At 34.3% G+C, this 19,510-nt stretch carries 15 protein-coding genes; 3 read left to right on the top strand and 12 right to left on the bottom strand.

Features of this window, described 5'->3' with window-relative positions; translation table 11 throughout:
- Positions 1–89: 89 nt before the first annotated feature.
- The 5 genes from F5ESL0261_RS10160 to F5ESL0261_RS04235 form a co-directional block, all read right to left on the bottom strand.
- The gene (locus F5ESL0261_RS10160; protein ID WP_162833769.1) at positions 90–266 is read right to left on the bottom strand and encodes a hypothetical protein; all 177 of its coding nucleotides are present in this window, start codon (positions 264–266) and stop codon (positions 90–92) included.
- 284 nt (positions 267–550) lie between these two features.
- Positions 551–2,020: a beta-xylosidase gene (locus tag F5ESL0261_RS04250; protein ID WP_122052289.1), complete on the bottom strand. Its 1,470-nt coding sequence runs from the start codon at positions 2,018–2,020 to the stop codon at positions 551–553.
- A 17-nt stretch (positions 2,021–2,037) separates the two neighbouring features.
- A complete protein-coding gene (locus tag F5ESL0261_RS04245) occupies positions 2,038–3,492 on the bottom strand; it encodes a glycoside hydrolase family 1 protein (RefSeq protein ID WP_122052288.1) in 1,455 nt (484 codons plus the stop codon).
- Positions 3,493–3,510: 18 nt separating this feature from the next.
- Positions 3,511–4,797, bottom strand: coding sequence for a PTS sugar transporter subunit IIC (locus tag F5ESL0261_RS04240; RefSeq protein ID WP_122052287.1), 1,287 nt, complete (start codon positions 4,795–4,797; stop codon positions 3,511–3,513).
- Positions 4,798–4,966: 169 nt separating this feature from the next.
- Positions 4,967–5,977: an AraC family transcriptional regulator gene (locus tag F5ESL0261_RS04235; RefSeq protein ID WP_122052286.1), complete on the bottom strand. Its 1,011-nt coding sequence runs from the start codon at positions 5,975–5,977 to the stop codon at positions 4,967–4,969.
- A 134-nt stretch (positions 5,978–6,111) separates the two neighbouring features.
- Here F5ESL0261_RS04235 and F5ESL0261_RS04230 point away from each other — a divergent pair, with 134 nt between their 5' ends.
- From F5ESL0261_RS04230 to pgmB, 3 genes are read left to right on the top strand one after another with little or no spacing between them, the layout of a single operon-like run.
- Positions 6,112–7,815: a glycoside hydrolase family 3 protein gene (locus tag F5ESL0261_RS04230; RefSeq protein WP_122052285.1), complete on the top strand. Its 1,704-nt coding sequence runs from the start codon at positions 6,112–6,114 to the stop codon at positions 7,813–7,815.
- A 12-nt stretch (positions 7,816–7,827) separates the two neighbouring features.
- Positions 7,828–10,647, top strand: coding sequence for an alpha-L-rhamnosidase (locus F5ESL0261_RS04225; RefSeq protein ID WP_122052284.1), 2,820 nt, complete (start codon positions 7,828–7,830; stop codon positions 10,645–10,647).
- The gene (pgmB, locus tag F5ESL0261_RS04220) at positions 10,628–11,293 is read left to right on the top strand and encodes a beta-phosphoglucomutase (RefSeq protein ID WP_122052283.1); all 666 of its coding nucleotides are present in this window, start codon (positions 10,628–10,630) and stop codon (positions 11,291–11,293) included. Before F5ESL0261_RS04225 ends, pgmB begins: the two co-directional genes overlap by 20 nt.
- Before the next feature lie 124 nt (positions 11,294–11,417).
- Here pgmB and F5ESL0261_RS04215 read toward each other — a convergent pair whose 3' ends face one another.
- The 7 genes from F5ESL0261_RS04215 to F5ESL0261_RS04185 all read right to left on the bottom strand — a co-directional run bounded on the left by F5ESL0261_RS04215 (position 11,418) and on the right by F5ESL0261_RS04185 (position 19,444).
- The gene (locus F5ESL0261_RS04215) at positions 11,418–12,506 is read right to left on the bottom strand and encodes a PTS sugar transporter subunit IIC (protein WP_122052282.1); all 1,089 of its coding nucleotides are present in this window, start codon (positions 12,504–12,506) and stop codon (positions 11,418–11,420) included.
- A gap of 485 nt (positions 12,507–12,991) precedes the next feature.
- Entirely contained in the window at positions 12,992–14,449 is a 1,458-nt protein-coding gene (locus tag F5ESL0261_RS04210; protein WP_122052281.1) for a glycoside hydrolase family 1 protein, read from the bottom strand.
- A complete protein-coding gene (locus F5ESL0261_RS04205) occupies positions 14,436–14,798 on the bottom strand; it encodes a PTS lactose/cellobiose transporter subunit IIA (protein ID WP_233560898.1) in 363 nt (120 codons plus the stop codon). Before F5ESL0261_RS04205 ends, F5ESL0261_RS04210 begins: the two co-directional genes overlap by 14 nt.
- A 2-nt stretch (positions 14,799–14,800) precedes the next feature.
- Positions 14,801–16,039 (bottom strand): PTS sugar transporter subunit IIC, encoded by a 1,239-nt coding sequence (locus F5ESL0261_RS04200; RefSeq protein ID WP_122052280.1) that lies wholly within the window; start codon positions 16,037–16,039, stop codon positions 14,801–14,803.
- 21 nt (positions 16,040–16,060) lie between these two features.
- A complete protein-coding gene (locus F5ESL0261_RS04195; protein ID WP_122052522.1) occupies positions 16,061–16,369 on the bottom strand; it encodes a PTS sugar transporter subunit IIB in 309 nt (102 codons plus the stop codon).
- A 146-nt stretch (positions 16,370–16,515) separates the two neighbouring features.
- Positions 16,516–17,904, bottom strand: a complete 1,389-nt coding sequence (locus tag F5ESL0261_RS04190; protein WP_122052279.1) for an MFS transporter — start codon at positions 17,902–17,904, stop codon at positions 16,516–16,518.
- A 190-nt stretch (positions 17,905–18,094) separates the two neighbouring features.
- Complete coding sequence (locus F5ESL0261_RS04185; protein WP_122052278.1) at positions 18,095–19,444, bottom strand: glucose-6-phosphate isomerase; 1,350 nt, start codon at positions 19,442–19,444, stop codon at positions 18,095–18,097.
- Positions 19,445–19,510 lie beyond the last annotated feature (66 nt).

The following is a 19,510-nucleotide window of genomic DNA, read 5'->3' as shown; positions in this document are numbered from 1 at the left end:
ATCAAGGAAAACAAAAAAGGACAATTCTTTACCCACTGAGTTAAAAATTAATCCTTAATAAACTTACGCTATTAAAATTTAAAACTTATTTAGCACTTTTTACGATTTGGCCAAAAATGATAGACAAGGTCAACTACTGCTTGAGCCAGCATACCGCCTGCCATCCAGTACATCCCCATCATCATATTGCCGGTAAAGGTATAATAAGCGGTAATAGCGTAAACGACTACCCACAAAATTTTGAAAAACAAATTATCACACATCATTTGTAAAAAAACTCCCTTCAATTCATTTCAAATTATACCTTTTTTTAGACAAAAATTGGGGCTATTTTTAGTTATTTAATCACTTAAAAGTTGTTTTGCCAAAATTATTTACAATAAATGTTATTATATAAAAATGTTTACATTCGTAAGCGTTAATAAACTTTTTGTAAAATAATTTTTTTGATGAAAGCATTTTACCGCTTTTTATCTGTTATGTAATTTAATTACTTTTGCAACCATAAAAAAGAACTTTAAGCACAGTAGTTTAAAGTTCTTTTATTGTTTTAAAAATAATTAGAAACGGTAATCAATGCGCATGATTGTGGTATTAGTTCAAAGCTAATCTTACCATCCTTTATTTTTAGGCTATCCGCTTTTACCTGTGAAGCAGCACGCAATTTCTTAACTTGATCCTTGTTAACATAGGTTGGTTCACCCATCTCTTGCCACAATTTCTTTGGATTAGCATGATTTTTATCAATTCTTTTTATTTCGCAGGTACCACTAATTGTTTTATCTAGATTTATTTCCAACTGCTCTGTTTTAATTGGCTTTTTTGGTACATTATGATTATATGCTACGATCTGAAGGTCATTACCTTTTTGGATAGCTAAAATTTCTGCAGTTGCATTATTATTATCTTCAACCTTAATTCTTTGGTAGCCTAAATTATGGAATATTTCAAATAATCTATAAACAGGCTTTTCTATGCCATCAACTGTTTGCATTCCAAAACCGCCGTGAAAAATACCGGGCTTTTGCGACTGTTCTTCAAAAATATCAGAAAATGTCCAGTAAGAATAGCCATCAACTAGTCCATCATTATCTGCTAAAGTTTTGGCTACCATTGCTGCCCCGTAAGGTGTATCATGAGCGGAATCACCAACCATTGCTGAAACACTCCATTCTGTATAAAAGAGTGGATAGTTTTGAGCTTCTTCTCTTGTTTTGGTAGTCATAGATTTTAATATCCCTCGAGAGTAATCTTGTGGAACCCCGTTAGTCTTCTTGAAGAATTCATCGATATCCATGCCACTTTCCCACAACGGATCATCTGTCGGATAATGATGTGTTGAAATGAAGTCTAAAGGCAACTTGTTTTCCTGACAAAAATCAATCATATCTGGTACCCATGAATTGTAAGATGTTGCAGGACCACCAAAGCGCAATTTCTCATCAATCTTCTTGGCAGCTTTTACAGTTATTTCATACAAGTGGAAATAATCTTCTTTGGTACCTGAGAAAAATATTGGCAAATTAGGTTCATTCCAAACCTCAAAATACCATGATTCCACTTCCTCTTTACCATAGCGTTTAATAATATGCTTAATAAACTTGTTTATTAAATCCGTCCACGCCTTATCATATTTTGGCATAGAGTTATTGCCACCATAAGGAAAGATTTGATTCTTTTTTGAAGCCAAGCAGGTTGGCATAAAACTTAATTCTACAAAAGGTTTCATACCAATTTTGAGTAAAAAATCATAAATCTTATCGATATTAACAAAATTATAAGTGATTCCTTGCGATTTCCCGTCAAAACCAAAATTTTCAATACAGACACTCATTTCATCGTCAAACAAACCATGAAAACGAACATATTTAAAACCGAGTTCCTGATGAACCTTGATTAATTGCTCTTGATAATCAGCTCTCAATGCAGTATATGCATGACTGCTGCCGACACACATTTCCCAATAATGTGGGAATGGTGTTTTCGAATTTGAATTTATTTTGAAATTTAGAGAATTCATAACTTACCTTACCAAAACTAGATATTTGAACCATTTGATTCTATTACTTGCTTATACCAATCAAAAGAAACTTTTTTCTTGCGGTTAAGTGTTCCTTTACCATTATCATCCAGATCAACATATATAATTCCATACCGTTTTGACATTTCGCAAGATCCAGCACTTATTAAGTCTATGCAACCCCATATCAAGTAACCTAAAACTTTTACACCATCTTCGCAAGCTTCACCAACCTGCTTAATATGTTGCTTTAAATATTCAATTCTATAATCATCATGTATTTTGTTATCTTTAGTTATATAATCTTTTGCTCCTAGACCATTTTCTACAACAAAAAGAGGAATCTGATATCTATCGTATAATTCATTTAAAGCTATTCTTAACCCAATTGGATCATATTGCCATCCCCAATCACTGGATTTCAGATAAGGATTTTTAAAAGATAATTTAAGATTTCCTGATGTCATTTTTTTACCCTCGCTAGATTTTGGATCAAAAGCAATCATGGATGAGTAATAACTAATGCCTAAGAAATCGACAACTCCTTCTTTTAAAATTTCTTTATCGTTTTGCCTAAAATCAATTTGAATATTATTTTCCTTTGCAAATCTTGCAAAATAATCAGGATATTGTCCTCGAATTTGTACATCGCTAAAGAACAAATTATTTTGATTAGCTTTTAAATTTGCTAAAGCATCTTCAGGCTTACAAGTACCGGGATAACTCTCAAAACGAGCAATCATCCCTCCAATTTTTGCATCTGGAATTATTTGGTGACATTTTTTAACAGCTAATGCACTAGCCAAAAATTGGTGATGGGCTGCTTGGTACCTAGTTTCAATATTATTTTTAACATTATCCGCAACTATTCCACCACTGGTAAAACCACTCATTTCAAGAACGTTAATTTCATTAAAAGTAATCCAATATTTTACTTTGTTTCTATACCTTCTAAAAACTACTTCTGCAAAATGAACAAATTGATCTATTGTTTTACGGGAAAGCCAGCCATTTTGCTTTAATACGAGATTTAGTGGCATTTCAAAATGGGACAATGTAATCATAGGTTGAATATTATATTTTAAACACTCATCAAAAACTTTATCATAAAATTTTAGTCCTTCTTCATTTGGTTCAACGTCATTGCCATTAGGAAAAATTCTTGACCATGCAATTGAAGTCCGAAACATTTTAAAACCTGCATCTGCCAACATTTTTATATCGCTCTTATAATGATGGTAAAAATCAATACCATTTCTTTTAGGATATCTACCTTTTTCATCATCCATAGCGAATTCTATGTCTGTTCTTGTCACTAAATTATTCGAAGGACCTGAATTTCGTTCAGTTTCCGGTATAAATTTATCAATATCTGCCGTTGACCAACCCTTTCCTTTTTGTAAAAAAGTGCCTTCTGTTTGATTAGCAGATACCGCTCCACCCCATAAAAATTCTTTAGGAAACTTTACCATAAATGTCACCTTCTTTTATTAGTTATTCTTTTTACTTTTTTCTTTTGCCAATAATTGTTTTTCATAAATTTTGAAGAATGGATAATATAAAATCGCTGATGGAATAACCATCAAGTAATCCCAAATTGCATTTTGCCATTTTAATCCTTCTAAATATCTCTGAAATCCTAAAGGCATCATTGGAGGTATTAAAATCCAAGGAACTTGAATAAATCCACTTTTATATCCTAAATATGTTAGGAACATAATAATAGGGACACTTAAAACATACGGTATACATAAAATCGGATTATACATAATAGGCATTCCAAAAGCTACAGGTTCATTGATATTAAATAATCCTGGAATTAATGAAACTTTGGATATTGATTTAATTTGTTCTGACTTTGATCTTAAGCCCATCAGAACTAGTGGCAAAGTATTGCCGGTTCCGCCTACCATTGACAGACCAGCATATAAAAACACAGGATAAAATTGCATGGGATGCCCAGCTCCATGTGCCGCTGCATTCATCGCTATTGCTTGCACAGACAAAGGGAAAACAATTGATGAAATCAACATAGTTCCGTGAATACCAAAACACCATAAAATAGAAGCCAAAGTACAAAGTATTATCATTCCTGGTACTGAAGTTAAAGTCTTAAGTGGATAAGATAAAACCGCAGTAAAACCAGAAGCAAGAGTAAACTTTCCATTGGTTAAGCAAGATACTGCTCCTACTAAAACAGAGAAGAATATTGTGCTAAATAATAAAGGTAACAAAGCAGAAAAACTCTCCCCCAAGAAAGGAGGTACAACATCTGGCATTTTTATTCGAATATTATGTTTTTGAAAATACTTTTCTATTTGCACTGACAAAAATGCAACAAAAAATCCTAAAAACATTCCCTGAGTGCCTAAAAATGTCATATCAATACTTGATTGACCAGTTTTTCCAACAGTAATAGTTCCAACAGTCAAAAAGAAGCAAACCAGAGCATCCAAAATATTCATTAATGGGGCTTTTAATTTTAGAGTTTTAGCATAATTATATGCTAACAATGAAACTACCCATAATGACATAAGATTCATGGTAAATTGATAAATATAATTTAGGGAAGTATAAACTATATTTTTTTCTGAAACAATTTTTAATAAATTTGGTCCTAAGAATACCATTAGAATCTGAGCTACTGAGCCAACTAATATAATCCCCATAGTGCCCATCATAGCAGCTTGAAGAGAAGACAAAAACTTATTTTTCCCAACTTTTTCGCCCCATTCTTGAAGTTTTTTCATAAATGGGTTATCTAGCAATCTTTCCATAAATATCCTCCTAGATAATACAAATCATAAAATTCCTTAATGTCATGATTTTACTGATCAGTTATCTAAATTCTAAATAAAATTTTTTCTGTTAACTATATATAAAAAACAGAATATTTATGTTGATTTCACAGATTTTAACGAAAAAAGAAAACACGAAAAAATGCCCTTATCTGGTATTAGAACGGTATTTTGCTGGAGAAATGCCAAAGTAATGTCTGAAAATTTTATAAAAATAGGACGCATTTTCATATCCTACTCTGGTAGCAATCTTTTCGATTGGTGCCTTAGTGTAAGTCAAATATTCTGCAGCTATATTTACTCTTTGCAACTGAACTAATTTAATAAACGACAATCCAGTTTCATTCTTTAAGTAATCTGATAAATAATTTGGATTAAAGCCAAAGTGCTGTGCCATTTGCTCCAATGTGATATCAGAATAATTTTTCTCAATATAAAGTAACAAAGAGAGCAAATTATTATTTTTCTTTTTTGAATCAGTTACTTGAGCCTCACGATAATAAGTTTTTCTGATCAGCAGGGAAAACATAGTCAACATTTCTAATTTAATGATCTGATCGGACTGAATTTTATTGTCATAATATTCGTCAATGATATCGTAAATAATATCAGTAATTTTGGGGTCATGGTCAATCTCGAACAGACTATATCGACCTTCACCATGATCTTCGTCAGATAATAAAGAAAAAAGTAAGTTGGAAATTGAAATACCTTTGCCCTTTGATTGCAAAAAATTAAGTTCATTTAAAGAGAAAGCAGACGTACGCAATTCAATATTTAAAACTACACCATTTTTACCAATTGGTTCTACTTTGTGAGGAGTTTTGATACCGATAAAAATCATGTTATCCTGATTAACTTTAATACGCTCATGCTCAGTTACTACGACACAATTACCTACCAAAGGAATGTTGATTTCTACATAATCATGTATATGAAATGGAATATATGATTTTACGGGTTGAACAGAAATTGTGATAGAACTACTGTTTAATACAAAGTTATCAGAATAAGTATTGAAGAACTCATAAACAGGCTCACTATTGATATGACCAGCAATTTTCAATTTAAATTCATCTGATTTAAAATCTTGCAACATCGTGTTCCAATCGCGAAACCCATTATTCTGACGTAACATTTGGATTATTTTTTCGTGCATTTTGATACCTTTAATTTATGAAAGAGATTCTGTGAAATAAACAGTTTTATTATGTAATTTAACAATAGTTTGCTTTTTTACATTAAGTTAAAATGAAGAACAAAGCAAGACTTTTCTAAATTTGGGAGGAAAATATGACTGATTTAACTCAAAGTCCGTATAACTTATCAGCTGCAGAGATCGCTTTTGTCAAAAATAAAATAACTAACATGTCTCTTGCTGCTAAAATAGGACAGCTTTTCTTTGTTATTGGTGAAGATGAAGATAAAAAAGATTTAACTAAATTTATTCAGAAATATCAGCCTGGTGGTATTATGTATCGTCCTGATAAAGCTCAAAAATTGCAACGTGAAATAGCAGTTTCGCAGAAAGCAAGTCAAACTCCCCTTTTTGTTGCTGCCAACTTGGAAGCAGGTGGGAATGGATTATTAGGCGAAGGAACATGGTTCGGCAGACCTTTGCAAATTGCTGCTACCAACAACGAAAAGAATGCATATAATTTGGGTTATGTATCGGGCTATGAGGCTAAACAAGTCGGTGGCAACATGGCTTTTGCACCAATTGTAGATCTTGATTTAAACTTTCGTAACCCCATAATGAATGTAAGAACATATGGCAGCAATAAAGAGCGTGTGCTTAGAATGTCAGATGCACAAATCAAAGGTTTTAATGCTAATCATATTATTCCAGTAGCAAAACACTTCCCCGGTGATGGCGTTGATGAGCGAGACCAACATCTTTTGAGTTCAATTAACTCGTTATCTGCTGACAAATGGATGGAATCATACGGGCAAATCTATCGTCACTTAATTCAAAATGGTTTGCCTGCCATAATGATTGCCCACATTATGCAACCAGCCTGGGAACGCCGTTTACAACCAGGTATTGAAAATAAGGATTTACGCCCTGCCTCTACTTCCAAACTGCTAACTGATGGACTTTTACGGACTGTTTTGCATTTTAATGGTCTCACAATTACTGATGCCACGCCAATGATTGGGTACAATGCAATTTTGCCACGCTTAGAAGCATTACCCGCCACCATTAACGCAGGAATCGACATGATCCTATTCAACAAGGATATCGATGAAGACTATCGGTTTGTGACTGACGCAGTCAAAAGCGGCAGAATTTCAATGACTCGACTCGACGAAGCTGTTACCAGAATAATTGCAACTAAAGTTGCACAAGGCGTGATGGATACAGAAAATAATCTTTGCGAACCTGCATCGCCAGATATTGATTTGAAACTATCTGCACATAAGAAGATGGCAAAAAAAGTAGCACAAGAATCGGTTACCTTAGTTAAAGATCGCGATAAGCTTTTGCCTATTACTCCTGAAAAATATCCTCGAGTACGGTTAGTTGTTTTAGGTGATACAGACGATGGCGGCTTTAAAGAGGGCGGAAAAGTAACCGCAAAGTTTAAGGAAAAACTTGAAGAAAAAGGATTTAAAGTTACTGTTTTTGACCGTAAAAATCTTGATTTTACAGAAGTTTTCGAAGGTGGAGTGCAATACGAAAAGGATCAATTTGACCTGGCATTTTATGTAGCTAACGTTGAAACGGCAAGTAATCAAACCACAACCAGACTTGATTGGATTCATCTAATGGCAGCTGATGCTCCCTGGTTTATGAGAAGCATCCCTACAGTTTTTGTTTCCACCTGCAATCCCTACCACCTTTTCGATATTCCAATGGTTTCAACTTATATTAATGCTTATACAGGCAATGATGTCACAATTGATGCTCTTCTAGAAAAAATGATGGGACACGACAAATTTATCGGGCAAAGCCCTGTAGATCCATTCTGTGGCCATTTTGAAACTCATTTATAAAGAGGAAAATCAATGTTAAAAATCAAAGATATTTTAGTCAACCATTATACCAAACCTCTTGGTTACGATTTAGACAATCATTTAAGAATTGAATTCAGCGCTGAAGCCGATCATGATTCAATCAATATGCAAAAAAGAATAACAATTGCTGCAAATGAACCAATTTTCGACAGTCAGTGGCAACAATACAACAATAATTACTTTGACTTTGAATTGGAGCTTAAACCGCGCACGAGATATGAAGTTACTGTTTGGTTAAAAAACGATGATACCCAAACAAGTGCAAATACTTTCTTTGAAACTGGTAAGATGAATGAACCTTTCACTGCAGAATGGATTGGTAACCAAGATAACAACATTCAAAATACACTTTTAAAGAAAGAATTTGTTTTAAACAAAAAGGTAGTAAAAGCTCGCCTTTATATTAGCGGTTTAGGAGTTTACGAAGCTTTTTTAAATAAGAAAAAAATTGGTAATGAGTTCCTTGCACCAGGTGTTACAGCCTATGACAAACTGGTACAGATTCAAACTTATGACGTAACTGAGAGGCTGAATGAAAAATCACAACAGGAACTTTTAATTTCCCTTGGGAATGGTTGGTATAAAGGCAACTTCGGTTTCGATGGCGGTAAAGATTGCATTTATGGCGACCAACAAATGGCTATTGCTGAGTTGCATATCGATTATGATGATGGCAGTAGTCAGATAATAAATACCGACGCCTCATGGCAAACTTCTGCTGGCAAAATAACCAAATCAGCCATTTATTATGGTGAAGACTTTGACGCTACCAAGAAAATAATTGATTGGCAACCAGCAATCGCATTAAACCATTCTAAAGAAATATTACAAGATCGTTTAAGTCTCCCGCTAAAAATAAAAGAATATTTACCTGTTAAAGAAATTATTCACACCCCCAAAGGTGAAACAGTTCTTGATTTCGGTCAAAATCATGCTGGTTGGCCAGAATTTTACAATCACGAATCAGCTGGCAAGGAAATTGACTTACAAATGGGAGAAATCCTTCAAGACGGCAATTTTTACCGGGATAATTTGCGCGAGGCTCGTGCTGCTTTTCACTATATTTCAAACGGTAAACAAAAATGGATCAGACCACATTTTACCTACTACGGTTACCGCTATGTCAAAGTCTCCGGCAATTCCCACCCCTTAAGAAAAGATGATTTCAGGGCAGCGGTAATTTATTCCGATCTTGAACTTACTGGTAGTATAAAAACCACTAATGCCAAAGTTAATCGCCTGCTTCAAAACGTTTTATGGAGTCAAAAAAGCAACTTCTTTGATGTTCCAACAGACTGTCCGCAACGAGATGAGCGTTTAGGCTGGTCTGGGGATGCCGACATTTTTGCCAGCACTGCCATCTTAAACATGAATGCCTATCCATTTTTTAAAAAATATGCTAAAGATATGAAAATTGAACAGGCTGCACATAACGGTATGCTAACAATGTACGCGCCAGCTATGGGAAATGACAGTGGTGGTGCAGCAATTTGGGGTGATGCAGCGACTGTTATCCCGTGGACTGCCTATCAAGCAACAGCTGATCCAGCTATTTTAAGGCAAAACTATTCTAGTATGAAAAACTGGGTAGATTGGATCAGTCAAGCAACCACTACCAAGAACCTTTGGACTGGTTGCTTTCAGTTTGGTGATTGGCTGTCTTTAGATAGTGAAAACCCTGCGGTTCCTAGCGGAAAGACCGATGAAGATTATATTGCCTCGGTTTATTACGCTTATTCCAGTTGGATTGTTGCTCAAGCAGCAAAAATTTTGGGTAATACCAATGATGCTCAAAAGTATCAACAACAAGCCCAAACCATTAAAAAAGCTATCAGAGCTGAATTTATTACTAAAAATGGCCGTCTAGCAATTGATACACAAACTGCATATGCCCTAGCCCTTCATTTTAATCTGGTATCAAAAGAACAGAAAAAACGCGTTGTTAAGGATCTTGTTCAGAGGCTAAAAAAGGACAACAATCATTTACAAACTGGCTTTATTGGAACGCCCTTTATTTGTCAGGTTTTATCAGAAAATGGCAAACATAAATTAGCAACAGAAATTTTTCTCAACGAAGATTTTCCAAGCTGGCTCTATGAAGTTAATTTAGGAGCTACTACTATTTGGGAACGCTGGAACTCAGTCTTGCCAGATGGCTCAATGAATCCGGAAGGGATGAACTCTTTGAACCACTATTCAATCGGTGCCATTATGCAGTGGGCTTATCAACAAGTTTTGGGACTAAGAAAACAAACCAATGGCTATCAAAACGTGCTTTTTGCACCCCAATTTGATTACCGATTGAAAAAGATTTCAGGTCACTACCACAGTTCATACGGTGATCTCAAAATGGCTTACCAACTTGAAGCTGAGACCCAACACACTATCAAAGTCAACCTTCGCATTCCCTTTGGTCAAAAAGTGACTGTAAAATTACCTAAAGTGAAGGATAAAGTAGAAATTAATGGCAAGCGAGCATATTTACCTTTGGTATTGACTAACGGTGATTTTACAATTTCTTATGTGCCTGAAAACAGTTATATTGAATACTACAATATCAACATGCCAGCCAAACTAATAATGGGTGATCCGGATCTGGTTAAACAGCTAAGACCAATCAATACAGTTTTTGACTTTTTGCAAGATCCCGACAATCTCAAAAAATTTGGTGAAAATTCTATGGTAGAATTGAATAGTCTGTTGCCATTTATTAATATTTCAGACGAAGATTTTAACCAAATTAAGAAAATACTTGATACTACGCCAGTAACAAGTGAAAGGAAGTTTTTAAATGAAAGGCGTTCTCTTTGATCTAGATGGAGTCATTGCAGATACATCCGTATACCATTTCCAAGCTTGGAGAAAATTAATCAAAATTCATTTTAACCTTGAATTGCCAGATGAACTTGAAAAACAAACAAAAGGTGTCAGCCGAACAGATTCTTTAAAGGCAATCTTAAAATTTTTAAATATCTCCGTGTCACAAGAAAAATTTAATGAAATGACCACTGAAAAAAACAATATTTTTCGGAATTTACTAGCCAGTTTAACCCCCGCTAATATCTTACCTGGAATTAGTGAGTTAATTTCAGCCCTAAAGAAAAACAACGTTAAACTATCTTTGGCTTCTGCTAGTTTAAATGGTCCATTCATTTTGGAAAAATTACAGTTGACAGATGCATTTGATGCTATTGCAGATCCAAGTAAAGTTGCTGCTGGTAAGCCAGCACCAGACATTTTTATTGCTGCAGCTGAAGCAATTAATCTTAAACCACAAGATTGCGTAGGTATTGAAGATTCAATTGCAGGTATCACTGCTATCAACAAGTCAGGTGCTTTATCAGTTGGCGTTGGTTCTAAAACGGATCTAAAAGATGCTAAATTACTTTTTCCTAAGACAGCAGCATTAAATTATGATCAAATCGAAACTGCATGGGAAAAATTTAATTTAAATTAGTAACCTGTTTACAAATAAAAACTCGTGAATAAAACAAAATTTGTTTTTCACGAGTTTTTTGATGTTTAAAATAAATTGGTGTAAGTAAGGATTTGTTTTTTATGACAGATTTAAGTAATTACAATTATTCACCTAGATAGGCAAAGGCTACCTTTTCATCATAAACATGAAATACTTTTTCAAAGAGAAAACGGCAAACCATTGCTACTAGAACTGGAAATACTATCCAGACAATCAAGGCCATTACAATATTAATACTTGCTTTGCCAGCATCTAAGGATGCCAGGGGCCCTACTAGGCCAACGAGACCGAAACCAGCAGAAGCTGGAGTTCCACTAACGTGAAATAGAGCCACTGGAATAGCGGAAAGTGCTGCTGTAATTAATGTTGGTAAAACAATAACTGGATGCCTGAAAAGATTGGGCATCATCATTTTCATTGCTCCTAATGCAATTGCAATAGTAACTCCTGATTTATTAGTTCGCCAAGAATGAACGACCAATACCAGTGTCGTTGCCGCGACTCCCATTGCTGCTGCACCTGCCGAAAGACCATTTAATTGTATAGCCATTCCAATTGCCACAGTTGATATTGGTGAAATTATCAAAATTGCAAACATACAGGAAATTAAAATACACATTAATATCGGCTGTAAATTAGTAAAGGAATTAATTACTGACCCAAGCCAGGTGGTGATTTTGCTTACATATGGCAAAATCATCATGCCGATCCAACCTGCTCCTCCACCAACAACAATCGGAGCTGCAACAATTTTGACAGAGCCAAAACGTTGACCCACTAATAACAAAAGCCCCACAGCCAAGCCAGCTGTAATCATAGTATTAATAAGATCGCCTGTTCCTGCCGAAACAAAGACACCTTGAGCTTTAGTAGCAGGGTTCACAATTTGTGGTACGAATTTTGTAACACCAGAGCCAACATAAGCAGCTGCCCCTACAATGGCAACATCCAGTGGCACCATTTTAAATTGGATGGCAATTAACGCACCAATTAGCAAAGGTGTAGCACATTGAAAAATCAGTAATGCCTGGTTAATAGATGCCGTCACTGTATTTTGACCAAATAGTTTTAAAATTGCACTGACAACTGCATTTGGAATCAAGCCTACGATTATTCCAGTTGCAGTTCCTGCTAAAATGTTGTTTAGAAAAGTTTTTACTGTTAGTTTGTTAGTATTGGTTGTATCAGCCATATTTGTACTCCTTTAATATAATAGTTGATTAGGTATACATTGTCTGCAAAATAATTTGTGACAAAATCGAAATATGCTGATTGCTAATTCGCCTCATTGCTTTTTCCTCCTTAAATTTAATTATTAAGTATTTTATCATTTTATTTAAAAATGTACATAAAAATATTAAAAATATTTAATTTTATACTGAGTAATAAAAAAGTATAACTAGATACTCTTGGAGTCTAGTTATACTGCAAAAATGTATTTTATTTTTATAATATCAATGATAGTATCATTAAAATTTTAAAATCAATCTTTTTAAGGAGAAACTTAGATAACAAAATTGTTACCTGTTTAAAGATTTACAAAACTGGCTTTCACTATTCTTGAGCAAAAAACTTTTTATAATGTACTAAATCCTCTCGAGGAATTTTCGCTATTAATTAAGTCATCTCAAAAAGTGCATTTGTTGCTTTTAAAATTTTTTCTTATTCCTGATTCATTTATATATATTTACCATTCGAGCTAATTACTTGTTTATACCAGAAGTAGCTGTCTTTTAAGTAACGTTTTCTGCTTCCCTGTCCGTTATCATCAATATCTACATAAACAAAGCCATAACGTTTTGACATTTGTTGAGAAGAACACGAAACGATATCAATCGGACCCCAAGCGCAATAAGCAATTACTTCTGCCCCATCATGTATTGCCCTTCCTACTTGTTCAATATGCATACTCAGATATTCTGAACGATAAGGATCATGTATTTTTTTGTCACTTTCCAATTTGTCATAAGCACCTAAGCCGTTTTCAGCAATAATAATTGGTTTTTGATAGCGATCATAATATTGAGATAAAGTATTGTATAGTCCTTGAGGATCAATGGCCCAGCCCCAACTACTTTGTTTCAAATTCGGATTTTGTAAATTATCTGCTGGCTGCATCTTATTCTTAGTTGAGTCAACCATACGAGAATAGTAATAAGAAATAGCTAAAAAATCCATACGATTTTCGTTAATTAATTTCATTTCATTTTGCGTAATATCAAGTTCAATATGCTCATCATTAAAATAATTTAAAGCAAATTTGGGATATTTACCTCTAAATTGAACATCTGTCACAAAATATTGCATACGATTTTGCTGCATTGCAAGAATAACATCGTCCGGCTTACTACTTGCAGGATAAACAGTACCATCAGCAACCATTGTTCCAATGTGTATATTAGGATTATTCAAAGAACGTGCATAATTTTTTATTTCTGCTGCTGCCACAATTTGATTATGCATTGCTTGATAAAGAGCTTGTTCTTGATTTGGATATTGATCACTAGCTACTCCAACTGAAAGCCAAGGTTCTATTTGAACCATATTAATTTGATTAACTACAATCCAATATTTTACGCGATCACCGAACCAATTCAACAATACTTTGCCAAATTTCACAAAAAGAGGAATTACTTTCTTATTAGGCCAACCCCCATATTTAAGTGTAATATTAATAGGAGTTTCATAATGATTCATTGTGATAATTGGTTCAATTCCTAATTGCACCATACAATCGATCATATCTGAGTAGTGCCTTAGTGCCTTTTCATTAGGCTTTTCATCGTCTCCATTAGGAAAAATTCTCGACCAATCTAGAGAAGTTCTAAAGGTAGTAAAACCTGCATCAGCTAAAAGCTGTAAATCTTCTTTATAAGTATGATAAAAGTCAATACCAAAACGTTTAGGAAAATAATTTTCAGTATCTTGACTATATTTTTTAACGTCCTTAAGTGTCATCCCTTTTGACTCTATACTCTGTAACTCGTCGTTAGTTAAACCTTGAAGATATGGCTGTATGTCTGAGGAATTTAATCCTTTACCATCTTCTTTAAACGCACCATCTGCTTGACTTGCAGCTTGAGCACCTCCCCATAAGAAGTTATTGGGGAAAAATGGAAAATTATTTTTTCTCATTTTGAACACCTCCACATTTACAATTGCGCTTTTCAAATAAATTTATTAAATGCTTTACCAAATTATATTCACTATTAATTGTCATCAATGTATCTTGAGCATGGGTAAATAATACAGAATATTCTATAGGTTTACCTTCAGCTTCTTCCTGAATTTTCTTGGTTTGCAGACGATGAGCTATTATTAATTTTTCATTTGCTTTCTTCATATTCATTTTTGCATTGTCATAATTATAATCTGCGACATCATCAAGGGCTTTACTAATGAAATCGCGCGCATCGCCAGCGTTTAGAATAATGTTCATTGTGTTTTTGATATTTTCTTCTCTCAACTGTTTACTATCTTCCACTTCTATGCCTCTCTTCCAGTTTCTTGTTTAACCAAATTCCTGTCGTAAACTTTAAAAAATGGATAATATATTAATCCACCAACGACAAAGAGAAGTAATAATAAAATTATTGAACTGATTGCTGGACTAACAATCCAAGTGACAAAAGGAAATGGGATATACCACATCTGCATTAACGAGTGGGGTATTGGAGAAAGTCCTGCTTTAAACCAAAACGCAGTAATTAAAGGCAAAACAATGCCATTGATCCATAATGGAATCATTAAGTAAGGATTCCAAACTATTGTGCCAAATACAACTGGTTCATTAATATTAAAAACAGTTGGTAAAACGCTGGCTTTGCCAAGAGCTTTTAGACGATTTGATTTCGCTAAAAATAACATCATTAATACTAGCGGCATAGTACAACCAACCCCTCCAATCCAAGGAAAACTATAAATAAGTTCACTGGTAAAGATATGTGTAACTGCATGTCCAGAACTAAATGCTTTAGCATTAGCTGCTATACCAGCAAACATAACAGGCTGATCAATTGCAGCTAACACCCATCCAGATATACCCATTGAATAGATAAAGCATTCGAAAAAAAGAAATATGGAGAAACCCCACCAGGTATCTAATGAAGTAGTTAGAGGGGCAAAAATATTCACTATCAATTGATAAAAATTAAAATGCAAAATATTTGTTAGTATCCATCCTGTCGCAATCACGACCGTGATTGGCAGCATAGAATCAAACCATGCGGTCACAAAGTCTGGCATCGAGGTATCATCACTAAAAAAACTAAATTTACCAAACAGTTCCATAATTAAAGAAACGTAAATTCCTTCAATTAAAGCTACAAACATGCCTCCTGCACCTAGTTCTGAAAATTGATATGATATTATACTGCCTGTTTTATCCCAAGACGGGTTAGCTAACATCAAAAAAAGTGCAACTGAAGATAAGCCCGCAATTATTCTTTGCTTATTAATCTTTTTAAATTCCATAAAATTAAACGGTACTAAAAAAGCAACAAAGATTGAAGTTAAGCCAAAAGTAAAACTACTGATTGGAGACAAGTCTGGCCACCATTTCCAAAAATTTGTTGGAATATTTAATAGAGTTATCAGTGAACCAACAAAAATAAATGGCAGCACTTCCAATATTGAGTTTTTAATTGTCACAATCCACTGATTATTTGCAATTTTTTGCGCTCTGGGAGCGAATTTATTATTTAAAAAATTCATGAAGCTATTCATTTTTAAAACTCCTTTCTTATCCTACTGTTCTAGTTCTTTTTCCAAATGCTCTATTGCACCCTTACCATCTAGGATTGAATAGTAATCTGGCTTCATCAAAATAACTTTTACATTCTCAGGTACCCTACTTTTTATTGCATTAAATTCAGATTTTAAGTGAGGTCCTACCATTAATGCATCAATATCGTTAGCATAATCAGATAATTCTGCTTCACTTCTAGCTTGAATTTTAAAATCCAAACCAGCTTTCTTCGCGGCTTTACGCATATTTGCAGCCATAAAACCAGAAGATGCACCTGAACCACAAATTAATAAAATTTTCTTACTCATAAAATTTTCCTTTCTAAAAAACATTTTCTACACCTCTATCATGACAAATTTTTGAAAATGCTTAAATCAGAGATTTGCACTAAAGAGGTGAAAAAAAAGCCTCGTTATTTGTAACGAAGCTTTCAATAGCCATTTTTTGATTTATTTTAATTCAATTTCTTCTCAAGTCTGAATAAGTTTAAATAACTAAGCAAAATTATCACACTGACAAATGTCAAAAATAAAAATGCTTCCTGACTGCCCTGTGCCGTAAGTGTTGCATAATTACCAGGTCTTTTTTGCCATGATGAAATAATAGCTGCCATTACTGTTGTTCCCATTGATCCAGCATATTGTTGGCCAGTTTGAAAGACTGCGGTCGCATCAGTATGCAATTCTTCTGGTTGTAATTTCGATGCTTCAGCCATAGTGTTGTTAAACGCCATCTGGCGACCAATAATCATAATGCCATAAAAAACACCGACCATGAATGTACTGATTTTCAAACTAAACAAAGAAAAAAGCAAACAGGCCGTTAAGCAGAATACTGTTCCCGTAAGCAGTGGCAATGGCGCACCCTTTTTATCATAAATATGACCAAACCAGGGGTTTAAAATACCACTAATAATACAACCGGGAAGCAAAACTAATCCCCCGATTAAAGAACTGGCATGATTAACAATTTGCACATAATTAGGCACAGCGAAACTGGTACCAATATTGATAAACTGCAATAATAGATAAGATATCATGGCAAAAATAAAGGGTTTATTTTTAAAAATATTCAAGTTTATCAGTTTCTTTTTGCTGGAGCGTGACAATTTTATAAATGTGTATACCAAAATTGCCACGACAATCATGCTGAGCCAAAAACCAATATCTGTAAAACCATTACTAATTCTATTGAAACCTAAGTTAAAAATTACCATTGCACTAGCAATAACAATATAACTTAGCCAGTCAAAACTCGGATGCTTTTTCTCATGGTATTGTTCAATTACGAATAAACCCAAAATCATAATAAATACAGCAATTACAGCTACAATCTCAAAAATTAGTGGCCAGCCAAAATAGTAAACAACTGTGCCACCAAATGTGGGACCTAGAGACGGCGCAAGAATAATGACTAAACCAGTCAAACCCATATAGAAGCCCCATTTTTCTTGCGGCATTAATTCCACTACCATATTAAACATTAACGGTATTGACAATCCTGCTCCAATTGAAGAAATTAACCGACCTGCGAGTAAGACCCAGAAATTAGAGGCAAAAGCAGCCACAATTGAACCGGCAATAAATGCAATTGCAGCGGTTAAAAACAACTGTCTTGCCGAAAAACGGTCATTTAAATATGAGCTTGCAACCATAATCACAGAAATTGTTAATAAATACCCTGTTGTCGTCCACTGAACTAATCCCAAACCAATATGAAATTGTTTCATCAATGTGGGAAAGGTAACGTTTAAACTTGTTTCTGTCAAAATGGAAACAAAAGCCATTAAAGCACAACTGATAATTGCCAAAACCCTCTTGGGTGTTTCTTTCTTTTCTTCCATATAAATAAATCTCCCTAATAAAAAAAGGTTAAAAGTCAAAAACTTTTACCCTTTCCATAATGGTTAACATGAATAGATACAATGTACAGGATGATATATATTTTATATTTAATTTATATCAATATAGCTTGTATAAAGTAAGCATATAATTATAATAAGCTTATTTTAAAAAAGTTTCAATAATTAAAAATTATTTTTCTTCCTTGAATCTAGCTGTCAAATCATCGTGTAATTCTTCATAACCTGGTTTATTAAGCAATCCAAACATGTTCCGTTTATATTCTTCAACACCAGGTTGGTTGAATGGATTAATGCCATTAACGTAGCCAGAAACAGCAATTGCCAGTTCAAAGAAGTAAATTAAGTAACCTAAAGTGTGTTCTGTTTGATCAGGAATATTAACTGTCATAACAGGAACACCACCATCAGTGTGAGCAAGAACAACTCCTTCATAGGCACGTTCATTTACAAAGTTTAAACTTTTACCAGATAAGAAATTTAACTGGTCTAAATTACGATCATCAGAAGGGATTTTCACATCATTTGCTGGATTTTCGACTCTAATAACTGTTTCGAAAAGATTTCTTCTGCCTTCTTGAATATATTGACCCAATGAGTGCAAATCAGTCGTAAAGTTGGCACTGGCCGGCCAAATGCCCTTATTATCCTTTCCTTCTGATTCTCCCATTAATTGCTTGCACCATTCACTGAACATTCTTAAAGTTGGTTCATAGTTTTCAACAATTTCAGTGGTGTAGCCTTTGCGATAAAGAATATTACGCAAAGCAGCATATTGATAAGGAGTCGCGTTGCTTAAATCCGTATTAGTAAACTCTGCTCTTGCATCAGCAGCGCCTTTCATTAATTGGTCAATATCAGCTCCCGAAACTGCAATCGGCAACAAACCAACAGCTGACAGTACGCTGTAGCGTCCACCAATATCATCCGGCACAACAAATTCTTCATAACCTTCAGCATCTGCTTCAGTTTTTAAAGCTCCTTTAGCACGATCTGTTGTAGCAAAGATTCTATTCTTAGCCTCATCTGCGCCATACTTTTCAATTAATTTATCTTTAAAAATGCGAAAAGCAACAGCTGGTTCAGTAGTAGTACCAGATTTAGAAATGACATTAACACTAAAGTCCTTGTCACCAAGCCATTCAATCAGATCATGTAAATACGAGCCTGATAAGGAGTTGCCGCAAAATACAACAGTAGGATATTTTTCTTTACCCTTGCCATAAAATGCACCATTTAAAAACTCAATAGCTGCCTGAGCGCCTAAATATGAACCACCAATACCGATACAAACTAAAACTTCAGAGTCACTTTGAATCTTTTGGGCTGCTTTTTTGATTCTGGCAAATTCCTCTTTGTCATAATTAACTGGCAAATCGACCCAACCCAGAAAATCATTGCCAGCACCTGAACCATCTCTAAGTTCTTTATCGGCAACGTTAACTAAAGCTTGCATCTCGCCTAGTTCGTTATCGTGAACAAATGGTGTCAGTTTTGTACTATCAAATTTAATTAAACTCATAAACACGCTCTCCTTACTGAATTAAATATGTATTTCACAAGAACATTTTAGCAATCTTATTTTACA

Origin of the sequence: Lactobacillus sp. ESL0261, assembly GCF_003693025.1 — a bacterium.
Taxonomy (GTDB): Bacteria; Bacillota; Bacilli; order Lactobacillales; family Lactobacillaceae; genus Lactobacillus; species Lactobacillus kullabergensis.
This window is presented reverse-complemented; position numbering and strand designations above follow the sequence as displayed.